Consider the following 12,206-nt stretch of genomic DNA (forward strand, 5'->3'; position numbering starts at 1 on the left):
GAAGCGGTCAAGCTGCATAGAAGGCCGCAAAGTGAGAAACACCATGGTGCCCGAGTAATTGGTGAACCTTTAACCTGATGACATAAAGAAAGAAGGTGAAAGGGTCAAATGGGGACGGTTCCCATTTGGCTTTTTTCATTAATCTGGGAAATGCGCATCTTAACTAGAGAAAAATGATCTTTAGCAGTTCCCATTTTTCTGTTTGCGTATGCACATAAATTGGCCCAGCTATACCAATATGAATTCCACTTGAGTATTGCATCTCTTAATAGTCACGGAGTACGTACATTTGATCCGCCTAGTATGGGAGATAGGCGTTTTATCTGTCTGTGAGCAGATGGGAGTAAATAATTGTAATATTTAAAATAATATGGTAAACTAAATTGCGTTTACTACTTTTCGTTTCACCATCTCCTTTGTTCTTCTTTCATTTCCTCTTTTCTTTACAGGTTATAAACTCTGTACTTCACACCACTACTGACAATATCCAACTTTAACTAAATGAACTACAACACTTCCCCCTCAAACAATGTACAAATTTTTTTCTTAATTTAAGGTCTTCTTTCTCATTAGCATCCCTATTATGAAATACATAGTGAAACGGAGGATTGTCTATATGTCTTGTAGTGTAACAAGCATTGGGTTAAAAGGCTTGGAAGGTTACCGTGTGCAGGTACAGGTCCAGGTGACGGAGGGGATGGAGTCGATTGTGGTGGTAGGGCTTCCGGATGCTTCGGTAAAGGAGTCGAGGGAGCGGGTATCGGCTGCTTTGCGGAGTTTGGGATTTCCACTGGTGGATATGAAAGTGGTCATCAATTTATCACCGGCGGAGCAGAAGAAGAACGGCCCGTTGTTTGACCTGGCGATTGCAATCGGTGTATTAAAGAGCGGGGATTTCTTGAAGGAGGAGATACCGGGTGATGCAGGGTTTATCGGGGCGCTTTCGCTGGATGGGACGGTGCTTCCCGTGGAGGGAATGATTGCAGCGATTCTTGCGGCTAAGAAACTGAATCTCAGGACACTTTATCTTCCGTTTGATCCGTCCATCCCGTCCATCGAGATCCCAGACCTGGAATTGGTATACATCGAGACGATCCGTGATGTGATGGATGTTCTGTCTGGGCAGCAGCTGCTTCCATTTGCACAACACTCCGATTGTGAAGAAGAACAGCAGGTGATCGAAAGGGACTTTAATCAAATCATCGGACACGAGTTCGCTAAACGGGCGCTGGAGATTGCCGCGAGTGGGGAGCATTTCGTGTTAATGGATGGTCCTCCGGGATGTGGGAAGAGCATGCTGGCGGAAACGTTTCCCTCGATTTTGCCGCCTTTATCTAAAGAAGCCCAGCTCGAGAAGATCAGTCTCTATCAATTAGCCGGTGCCCCGTATAGTTCCATCGCCCTACCCCCTTACCGTCACCCTCATCACTCTGCCTCAGCCGTGTCCATCATCGGAGGCGGGTCAAACCCAAAGCCTGGAGAAGTGTCCCTTGCCCACCGAGGCGTTTTATTTCTGGATGAACTCGGAGAATTCTCAAAGAAAACCCTCGATATGTTACGACAACCCCTAGAAAATGAAACGGTCACCATTTCAAGAGCCCACTCCACCGTAACCTACCCAGCAAAATTCATCTTTATTGCTGCCATGAACCCTTGTCCATGTGGCTATTACGGTTCCAAGAATCAGTATTGTACCTGTTCGGATAAACAGATAAAAGCCTATAAAGGCAGGGTATCCGGCCCTATTCTGGACCGGATGGATTTATTGCTTACCTTGGAGGCAGTGAATATGAAAGATCATGACTTCACCGAAATCGAATCATCTGCAGACATAATGAAGCGGGTATGCGCGGCCAGGGAAAGGCAATATATCCGTTACGGTAGGGAGATTTGCAACGGAAGTGTTCCGTTTGAAGAGTTGATCAGGAATAGTCCGCTAACTCCCGGGCAACAGAGTGAGCTACAGCGGTTATCGATCACCCAAGGACTCAGCAACCGGGTGCAGATCAAGATTATCCGGCTGGCAAGGACGATTTGTGACTTAGAGGGGGAGGAGGCCATGACCGATGCTTCGATTAACGAAGCTCTGTCGTTGCGTAGGCTAGCTCCATTTTCCACCGTTTTGATGACAGGAGAGACGCAAGGGGCGGTGTATGACTAATCTTTTGAAAAGAAAAGGAGGTGGAGAAAGTGGCGCGGAAAGCCAGGGAAAAGAGCAAGAGCGGAGTATATCACGTCATTGTCAGAGGAGCGAACCGGCAGGAGATCTTCCACGATGACGACGACCGCCTTACATTTCTTGAAACCCTGAAGAAGGTGAAACAAAAATCCGGGCTGACGGTCTATGCCTGGTGCCTGATGGGCAATCATGTCCACCTTCTGCTTAAAGAAGGCCATGAAAGTATATCAGTGGCCATGAAGCGGATCGGCGTGACATATGCCAATTATTATAACTGGAAGTACAAGACCAACGGCCATCTATTCCAAGACCGGTTCAAAAGCGAGAATGTTGAAAACGTGAACTACCTCCTTATCGTGACCAGATACATCCACCAGAACCCCATTAAAGCAGGCATTGTGTCTAAACCCCATCACTGGCAGTGGAGCAGCTGCCGTCGGTATTACGGTGAACCTGTTTATCCTCCATCTCTTCTTGATTCCCCGTTCATTTTAAATATGTTCTCTTCCGATCAATCACTTGCCATACTGAGGTTTAAAGAATTTAATGAGCGAAAAACTCAAGATGTTTGCCTGGAGGACTATGGTATTTCGAGTAGGAGGCTATCTGATGACGAAGCCCGTGAGAAAATCAGGAAATGCCTTGGTTCATTGGAAATTCCACAATTGAAAAGTTTGCCGAAGAAGGAGAGGGATGGGGTGTTAAGGAAAGTAAAGAAGATTGAAGGGGTGTCTCAGTTGCAGGCTGCGAGGATTTTGGGAGTGGCGGTTTATTTTTTGTATAGGGTGAAGGGGTAGAGAGGGGAAGGATTAAACTGGGTACGCTTTCCGTTCTCCTTTCACTTTAAATAGAAGAGGGTTTTGATTGCTGCTGGTATTGGAATGAAACTAAATGGCAGTGTATCACTCTGACATCTATGGATTGGAAGATGAAAAAGAGACATTTGAGGTTTAGGTTAAATAGGAACCGTCCCCATTCTACTGCAGTCGAATTGTTGAAAAGGGAGTAATTCATCCGGACGGAAGGATCGTCTACGATTTGAAGTTTGGCATGCAGATGACCGTAACTGGAAATGAAAAGATGGCGTGGCGGTTGAGGAAGAAAGGCAAGCCTCGTAAGAAGAAAAAGTGAATATAACTACCATTAAAGAGTTATGGGTATCGAGACCGTTTTTAAATAAATTATTTATCTTGTCATATCTCTGTTGTTTCGAACATACCATATAGTGTTAATAATATATGGTTGACGGAGAGCTGTCACCTTTCAGGCAGCTCTCCATCCTGAAGGTGACGGCTTTTTTCTGTTCACCGGAAGGAGACATTAGAATGGATAAAAATAAAGAATTCAATGAAACAAACAGAGGAAATAATGAAATTAAAACGTTATTATCAAACGATGAACAGTTCAAAAAGAATTGTGAATTAGCAGACTTGGGTCATGAATTAGCTAAACAAAGTGTGTATCCTGTCCTATTTAATGTAAAAGAAGTAAGTGAATTAGAAATTTTACCAACAGCTATTTATCGTGATGATGCTTGTCCTCAATTAAAAAGCCTTGATGGAAAACGTGCAATTGACTTTATTGTCAAAAAGTCATCTAAAGCTTTTCCACAGTTTTCGAAGCAAGGTTGCGAAAGTTATGTTCAAGAAAAGTGGAGAGATGATAAGTATCGATGCTTCAAAGATGTTAATTTTGGGGTGGGAAATCCTAACACAGTAAAAGGTGAAATTTTTAAGCTACAGGCAGCTTCGCACTTCCTCTTTGGGTATGTAGATAAGGAGAAAAAAATTATCACTGAATGGCTATGTATTAAAGATTTAACAAGATTGGTTGAGTTAATTCATGAAGAAATGATACCATTCAAAACCTACGAAGATGATAATGGTAAAATAAATATCTACATTCCGATAAGGATTTTAAAAGAATATAATTTTGTCCATTATCACTATCCAGATGACATTCAATAAAATATAAAATGTGAAACGATGCGTTTTTTCTTATTAGAGGGGATATAAAATAATCAGATTGCTCATTGCCGTTATAGGTGATGGGCTTTTATTTATGTTTCTATAGGTGAAAAGTTATATCCATAAATAACCAAGCATATCAATTAAATAAAATCATATGGGGAGCTTGGTTATATTGCGTTATAAAACACACATCGTAAGCTCGTTAACAGCAGGTGCTGGTTTGTCAATTATGTTAAATTATCCTTTTCATATTGGCTATGTAATTGGGATATGTTTTGGTAGCTTGCTGCCGGATATCGATGAACCGCAATCGTTCATCGGTCGTAGATCCTTTGGTCTTTCTAAATATGTTAAACAAAGATATGGACATCGCGGTGTTACACATAGTTTATTTGCCTGGATGCTTGTATCATTTGTTTTTTTAATCTACCCATCTTTCTTAACGGTTGGAATTTCATTAGGATACCTGTTCCATATAATCGGAGACTTATTTTCAGTACGAAGCATTCCTATTCTTGCCCCATTTAAACCAGTCCGTCCGAATCTCCCCTTTACATACAAAACAGGTAGTATTACAGAGGATATATTACTCTACATTTTTACTTTTCTATTATTCTATTTTGTGTTTGTATACGGAAAGCTCTATCCCTATTTGATTCAATCTACAGTAGAGTTAGTCTCTTCGATTATTCATATATTAATGGATTACTTAAAGACAATATCTAATTGAGGAAGTGGTGAAGTGTATAAAAAGCCATTGGTCATTCATCCTGACAGCAGGAATATTTATTTGTTGGAAGGTTTAGATGAAAAAGGAGAAGTTGGTCAGGAGTTAATTGAATTCGCAGATTTAATTCAAGCACCCGAGCAAGTTCATACATATGCTTTAACCCCATATGCGTTATGGACTGCAAAAGCAAAAGGGGTAGAAGTAGACTATATTACTCACTTCTTAGAGCAACAATCTCAAAATGTAGTACCAGATTCGTTAAAAGAGACTATTAAAAAGAATATGAACCATTTTGGAGCATTACAATTCTCCATGGATGATGATCGTTTGCAATTACAGGCAAGAACGGAAGAGTTAATAAGCGAAATTAAAGCCATTGAGGGAATTCAAAGTAAAATCGTAGGTCATCCGGATCCGAAGACTTTATTGTTTAAAGCTCGGTACAGAAAAAAGGTTAAGAAACTACTCTTTGAGCATGAATTATTTGCGAAAGATATTGTATATGAAGTTGGAGAGGAATTAGATATTACCAGCATAAACCTTCAACTATTGGATTACCAGCATGCTGCAGTTGAAACGTATTTAACTTTTAACCACCAAGCTGGAGGTGGTGGAACGATAATTATGCCACCTAACTCAGGAAAGATCCTAGTCGGAATTAAAATTATTGAGGCATTAAAAACATCAACTCTAATAATTGTCGAAGATAAACATAGGGCAGAGAAGTGGAAAAGTGAACTCATTGAAAAGACAGACCTATCTGAGAGCAATATTACAATCTTTAGTAAGGAAGAGAAAGACTTAAAACCAATTACAATTGGAACATATGAAATTCTTGCTGATCACGTAGAGGATTTGGAGGGCTTTGGTTTTGTGATATATGATGATGCTCATAAACTTCCAACGCCAACGCATGAAAGAACAGCAGATATTCAGGCAACAAATAAATTAGCTTTAGCATCAACTCTTGCAAGATCTGATGGCAATGGCCATCTTGTTTTAGCATTAATTGGGCCAAGATGGTACGAAGTACTTCATCGAACCCTGGTAAACCGAGGATACCAAGTTCCAGTGAGGTGCGTAGAAATTAAAATCCCTTTACCACCAGATGAGTGGCGTGAATATATAGCTAGAGATCATAATAAGAAAGTAAATCCGGACACTTTAAATTCTAACAAATATAAGGCGTTATCCATTTTATTGAAAAAAGAGAAAGCAAAAAGATTATTGGTTGTTTCTTACTTCAATGAGGTTACAACAGCATGTAGTGAACTAATTGAAATAGATACATTGACGAATCAGTTAGGTGAAGAAAAGCAAAAATGCCTTATAAGTTCATTTAACAGTAGAGAGATTGATAAATTAATAACATCCTCAAAACTTATTGAAAATATGCTGCTTTCCATGGTTGAAGTGATGATTGCCTTATCCCATCAGCAAGGGTCTGTAAGGGAAGAATATCTCCGGCTGGGGAAATTACTGCCGGCAGAAGAGTGGAAAGAAGATGCTGTACTGTACTCACTCGTTTCATTAAATACGGATGAGGAAAGACATTATGCCAAAAGAAGACGAAGACTTATCAATTATGGATTTCATTATCGAATTCTTACATTTGAGGAGCTAGTGGATAGGGGTGAGTTTTTTGAATCATAGAGAAGCCCTATTGCAGTTAGGTGAAGAACATTTAGAGGATATCCTGAACAGATTAAAAATAGAACCTTTTAAAGATGCTACGAAATCATGGATTGCTAAGGATATCGCAGCATTTTATCAAGATTCAAAAAAGTTTCATCGTGTAATACAGAGCTTTGGTGAAAAGACAATAAATGACTTACTTCTTTTTGCACATATTCAAAAGCCAATTAATGATGAACAAGCACAGTTATTTAATGATTACGGAATACTTGTTGAGGGAGAGCTTCCAGATGATTTGAAAGATTGTTTAATCCAGTGGTCAAGATCGATGTTTGTTAAAACATTTTCATCAATTAGTGAAGGTACTAACCATAGCTTTTTCTTAAAATGTGTTTTATTACTTAATTACTTTGAAAGAGAACAGAATGTGAAATTAACGCTTAGAAAAAATGACCGTAATGTTCGTCTTTTGACAGAAGAGTTAATCATGGACAAGGAAACAGTTTGGAAAGTAATTAATACTTTAGTTAATTATGGATTTATCAAGAAAACTAAACATCTTTATGAACTTAATGTATCTGCTTATACGAAATGGAAAAAGCAAACAATAGACAAGGTTTTAGAAACCTTTTATGAGAAGCAAGCTGGAAGTAGAGGTATTTTGTTTTTACAAAAAATCTCCAAATACCAACAGAACCCTGATGAATGGGTTGATATGACTGTTATTTCAGACACTGCTATAGAATTTGACCAATCCAGGCAATTAGGCTTAATACAGGTTCATAAGGAATCAGGAAAAACATATGTACAATTAATGCCAGAGGGTTGGTATCTTGCTAAAAAGCAAGTTCATCCGTTATGGAATCAAGAAGCACTGTTAGTATCAGCCTCATTTGAAATCTTTGTACCTTATCATTACGATCCATTTATACTATTTGAACTTCTGCCAGTATGTAGAATGAAAGATTCACATTACTTTTTAGTATTTGATATTGAACTGGATCAGATAATGAAAAATAAAAAGGTCACACAAGAATTTCATTACACTTTAACCGGATGCGCTTCAGCAATTCCAGATGTAGTAGATTATGAACTTAAAGCAGCAATTAATAAATTTAAAGAAGAAGTATAAAGCTATCAAAGCAACCCACCGAGTTGATGTATAGGATTCTATACGGATACTTGGTGGGTTATTTCTACTTGGCAGCTCCGGATATGCTGGCTAATGCTTTTTATCTTTTGGTGGGTTTGGGTCATTCCCGTAGCTGTCTGAATCTCGAAACTTACCATTTTTCCCTTGAATCCTTAATTCTGAACTGTTGCTTTTAGCCCGTTCTCTTCCGTAACTTATAGCATCCCTTTGAGTATCGAACGTTTTTGCCACCCTTGATTTGTTTTCACCACGAACAGCCCATTTATCTCCGTGTCTTACAACGTATTGATTATCTTTATTAGCCATTATTACACCTCCTCTCTTTTTTTACAAAATTCAACAAATTTATAAATTAACCTTCTATTTAATGGAAGTTTTGATAAACTTATAGTGACGAACATAGTAGATGTAACATTTTATGATTTACAAACCCGATATAGATATAGAGTCAAGTCAAGATGGAGGATGTTGAATGAGAAACCTTAATAAACATGAAAAGGAAGCAAAGGAAATAGCTGAAAAACTGCAAGAATTTATGGTTAATGCAAATCAAATTTATGAAAATAACAAATTACTTTCAAGAAGTAATTATGGTGAAAGTCTGATTGAGGCTCATAGAGATGTAAATGCTTTTATAGTTTCTATAATAAATAAAATGGATAAACCATCAGATAATGTTACTGAATCTGAATCTAAGCGACTAGCAGTAATTGCATCATTTATTCAAGGTATTGATATAACTGAAAGAGCAATAAGCGAAGGGGTATATATTCAGGCTTTTGCATTAGTTAGGCAGGAACTAGAAACTATAGCTGCCTTAGAAGAAATAGTATTAAATAAGCGCAAAGATCAAAAGACTCCAAATGTAAAACATGTAAAATGGGAACTAGCAAAGGTTTACGGTAGTTTAAGTGGAATGGCTCATGTATCTGATGAGAGTTTATACTTACCTCTTTTTAGTGTCGGAGCAAATGGAGATGCAATACCAGCTAGTATACATCCAATATATGATGAATCTATTTCTAAGCAACTTTATGCTTTGCATGTTGCTTTACTGATTCAATTGGCATCTTCATTAGAAAAATTGTATGTAGATATGTACAACAAGAAATTAACAAATATAGAGTATTACATTATAAATGAAGCTACAGAGTTTCTTGAAAAGTCAGGATATATTGAGCTAAAGAAGGATTGATGTTTTTTACATCAAGTAAATTTTTGTCTAAAACTGAGGTGGTCACTTGTTATTAAATGATGCTCTAAACTTACCCTTCAAACAGTCTGAAGTTGATTTTTTAATACCCAATTTAAAAGAGGATCTTAACTTATATGTGGATCCCTTTCTTTTTTATAAGAGTAAAAATCCTGAGTTTAATGAAGTACACACATTACTAAGGAAATTCTTTGAAATTGCAATACAAGAAATTACTAAGGGCAATAAAAAAGTAGCTCGTAGAATGCTATCATTCCCTGAAGTTAAAGAAACAATGCTAGGGCTGAGTGTAGGCGACCATGCTGGCCGGGGTCTTGGAAAATCAAGAGGAACTATTATATATGATGAAATTATTAGTAATAAAGACATACAACAATATGGTATAAGTCATATTGCGGAAATGCAGTTACTGATTGAGGGTGTAGGATACGATATGGTAAGTGACATGTGCACTAACATAGCAAAATCCTTCTTTATTAGATATACTCAGGCTCAATGCAATATGCATAATATTCCTATGGAAAAAGGTATTTGTATCGAACATGTTTTTGATTGGGATGAACTAGATTGGGATGATCAACATGAAGATCTACCAATAAATCCTTTTAATGATTCTCCTTTTTTATTGGTACCAAAAACTGTTCTTAGAAGATTTGAGGAAATCGATTACAAAGACTTTTGGAATTCAACGTATCGATATATGTTAAGGGAAATTGAAACTGAAAAGTCTATTAAAGCAATTGGTAAAGTGCCAAAAATTACTTGGAAACAAATAAATGAAAAATATAACTTTTCCAAAAAAACCGTTGTTGAAGTGCTTCATGAAAAACCAGAGCTAAAAAGAATATACCTAGCAAAAAAGGAAAAAGAGCAAACATCGGCAGTATCGCTGGATGCCGTTGAGGGAACCGATTTAAGAAGAAATACAGCTGATGAACTTAAAAAGGAACTTTCCCAAATAAACCCTGGAAATAAGGATGCAAAAAAGTATGAATCTCTGATGATAAGAATACTTAAATTATTATTTTCTCCTCAATTAGATGATCCACATCCACAAGTCAAAACAATTGACGGTAGAGAAATAATTGACATAACATTCTACAATTATGCAGACAGTGGTTTTTGGAATGATATAAAAATAAAACATGGGAGCAATATCATCCCTATAGAGTTGAAAAATATGAAGGATTTAAATAATGAGGAGTTTTTCCAAATTTCTTCAAGACTTAACGAAGATATAGGTTTATTTGGTATTTTAATTTCTAGAGAGAATGATGGCTTAGATATACAAAGAGCCTACCGTAGACTGAATCGAGAGAAGAAGGTTATTATTAATCTTACTGACAAGGATATTCTCACATTGTTGGATAACTATCAAAATGGCCTAAGTAAAACAATGTATATAAATCAAGTGTATAGAAAATTTATGGAGGAAGCTTAAATGGACAGACCAATGGTGAGTAAGGAAGAATATACGAATCATAGAAAACTAGCTACACACATAGAAAGTTTATATGATGAAATAGACAAGCTTGCAAAGAAGAAACCAACAGATAAAATAACTCCACTGATATCCAGGAAAGTAAATCATGTAATTGTTAAATTAAAAGAAATTGTAAGTGATGATGATTTTTTAGATGCGATAAAAACTTTACCTGTAGAAGGGGATTTATATAGGTTTGATGAGACATTGGTAACGCTTGGGGAGTTAAGGAGTATAATGGACAAGCAATGGAGATCGGATGAATTTGAAAACTATCGGATTTCAATAGGAAAGCGCCATGATTTCCAAATCCTAAAATAGGTTTTATAGATTCCCCACCAAGTGAATGTATAGCTTTCAGTGCATAGCTACTTGGTGGGTTCTTTTTTTACTTTGCTATCCTTTAGAGTTTATATATCAACGCCACTCCAATCGACAACCTTTATTTGGCCGCCATTGGTTGAAATAATCGCATTGATAATTTCATGGAGAGCGGAGTGAGCATATTGATCAAAGGGCCCCTTTAAGGTCATTGTATAATTAGCATTCCTCAATCTTTCCTCTTCGTTAGGCTCTCTTTCAAAGGTATATAAAACTTCTTCTGAATAAAGAGATTTCATGAAACGCAGTTGTTTTTCAAGATTGTACAAGATTTCCCCATCATCCAAATCATCCGGGTCATGAGCACCTTCAAACTGAGAAAACAAATGCTCATTTATTGAAATTGCATATTGGTGGTCAAACTCGTCATAGACCCATGATACTGCCCCAAAATTACTTAAAGACTCCAAAGCAGCATCTGCCAAATATCGATTGGCAAAACGAGCGTGAATGCTAAAGTGATGATCTATATAATAATCGTGATGGATTGTCTTTGCTGTCCGTACGACAATATTTAGAGTGCATGGTTCGTCCATTAAGAATTTTAAATTTTGATATTCATGAACATCTAGGCAAGGAACATGCGGAGCCAAATAATAATTTTGAATATCTTCGTGCTTCCCTTTAGGAGCGATAATATATTCAATATCATCTATATCAAAAGAAAAGTCCCCAACGACCCGCCACTCCCGTTCAAACTGGTAGTCGACTCCTGGTTTCACAATATTGGATATCGCTCCTAAGAAACGATAAGAATCAGCGTTTTGCTCATTGAGAATAAAGTGCTCATATTCCTCGTTTAAAAACTTTTTCAAATCCGCATTCTCATCATTTACATACAATACCGGGTTACCTTGATGTTTTTTTATTGTATCCTTTTTAAATACCAAGCCGTATTCACTAAATTTACGATGGCCGTGAAGTGGATTGTTGACTAAATGGTGACTCATTTCTAAAGGAACCTCGGAAAAACAAGCAACTCTAAACTTGTCCTGAATCGAAGCATCTATTTGCTCGTTTCTCATTCTAGCTGAATATATGTTCTGTGGACCGGTTCCTCGTATTTTCTTTTCTCGTAGAATAGATATTAAATTCTCCAATGCGGTATTCCCGTTAAATTCTTTTGTAAAGTGAATTAAATAAGGTGATAGATCTTCTCTTGGACTGTGATTATTGGTTGTCATGCCTGTCCTCCGTTTTTAAATAAAATAACGATATAACTATTTTACTTGAATGTGAGGTGGAAAAGAACTAATAACAGGAACTTATATATAGAAGAAACTCGTCAAACCTTGCTCCTCACAATACGTGGTGGGCATTTTTATTTTGGGGAGAAAATCTTTTATGCGAATTAGCTGAAAAGGTGGTCAAAGCCTTATATATCATAGGGTTGAATAGGGGGGATATATTTTGCGTATTTTTATCCATACGTCCTCACGGCGATGTTGCGACAACCTCTCGA

11 protein-coding genes are annotated in these 12,206 nt (G+C 37.3%); 9 read left to right on the plus strand and 2 right to left on the minus strand.

Annotated elements, in window-relative coordinates; genetic code table 11:
• Positions 1–616 precede the first annotated feature (616 nt).
• From CN378_RS14450 to CN378_RS14480, 6 genes are all read left to right on the plus strand, one after another.
• Positions 617–2,161 (plus strand): YifB family Mg chelatase-like AAA ATPase, encoded by a 1,545-nt coding sequence (locus CN378_RS14450; RefSeq protein WP_098353063.1) that lies wholly within the window; start codon positions 617–619, stop codon positions 2,159–2,161.
• 29 nt (positions 2,162–2,190) lie between these two features.
• A complete protein-coding gene (locus CN378_RS14455) occupies positions 2,191–2,976 on the plus strand; it encodes an REP-associated tyrosine transposase (RefSeq protein ID WP_098353065.1) in 786 nt (261 codons plus the stop codon).
• A 528-nt stretch (positions 2,977–3,504) separates the two neighbouring features.
• Entirely contained in the window at positions 3,505–4,146 is a 642-nt protein-coding gene (locus CN378_RS14465) for a hypothetical protein (protein WP_098353067.1), read from the plus strand.
• Positions 4,147–4,321: 175 nt separating this feature from the next.
• Complete coding sequence (locus CN378_RS14470; protein ID WP_098353069.1) at positions 4,322–4,879, plus strand: metal-dependent hydrolase; 558 nt, start codon at positions 4,322–4,324, stop codon at positions 4,877–4,879.
• A gap of 12 nt (positions 4,880–4,891) precedes the next feature.
• Positions 4,892–6,532 (plus strand): helicase-associated domain-containing protein, encoded by a 1,641-nt coding sequence (locus CN378_RS14475; protein WP_098353071.1) that lies wholly within the window; start codon positions 4,892–4,894, stop codon positions 6,530–6,532.
• Positions 6,522–7,646, plus strand: coding sequence for a hypothetical protein (locus CN378_RS14480; protein WP_098353073.1), 1,125 nt, complete (start codon positions 6,522–6,524; stop codon positions 7,644–7,646). Before CN378_RS14475 ends, CN378_RS14480 begins: the two co-directional genes overlap by 11 nt.
• A gap of 90 nt (positions 7,647–7,736) precedes the next feature.
• Here the strand turns inward: CN378_RS14480 and CN378_RS14485 are convergent, their stop codons facing one another.
• Positions 7,737–7,973, minus strand: coding sequence for a DUF2188 domain-containing protein (locus tag CN378_RS14485; RefSeq protein ID WP_098353075.1), 237 nt, complete (start codon positions 7,971–7,973; stop codon positions 7,737–7,739).
• 166 nt (positions 7,974–8,139) lie between these two features.
• Here CN378_RS14485 and CN378_RS14490 point away from each other — a divergent pair, with 166 nt between their 5' ends.
• Genes CN378_RS14490 through CN378_RS14500 form a run of 3 tightly spaced genes read left to right on the plus strand, consistent with a single transcriptional unit; the run spans position 8,140 to position 10,684 of the window.
• Entirely contained in the window at positions 8,140–8,862 is a 723-nt protein-coding gene (locus CN378_RS14490) for a hypothetical protein (RefSeq protein WP_098353077.1), read from the plus strand.
• 46 nt (positions 8,863–8,908) lie between these two features.
• Entirely contained in the window at positions 8,909–10,321 is a 1,413-nt protein-coding gene (locus tag CN378_RS14495) for a hypothetical protein (protein WP_098353079.1), read from the plus strand.
• On the plus strand, positions 10,322–10,684 hold the full coding sequence (locus tag CN378_RS14500) for a hypothetical protein (protein ID WP_098353080.1): 363 nt from the start codon (positions 10,322–10,324) through the stop codon (positions 10,682–10,684).
• A gap of 89 nt (positions 10,685–10,773) precedes the next feature.
• Here CN378_RS14500 and CN378_RS14505 read toward each other — a convergent pair whose 3' ends face one another.
• On the minus strand, positions 10,774–11,928 hold the full coding sequence (locus CN378_RS14505; protein WP_098353082.1) for an abortive infection system antitoxin AbiGi family protein: 1,155 nt from the start codon (positions 11,926–11,928) through the stop codon (positions 10,774–10,776).
• Between the last annotated feature and the right edge of the window lie 278 nt (positions 11,929–12,206).

The sequence above is a fragment of the Bacillus sp. AFS015802 genome, assembly GCF_002561455.1.
GTDB lineage: Bacteria > Bacillota > Bacilli > Bacillales > Bacillaceae_B > Rossellomorea.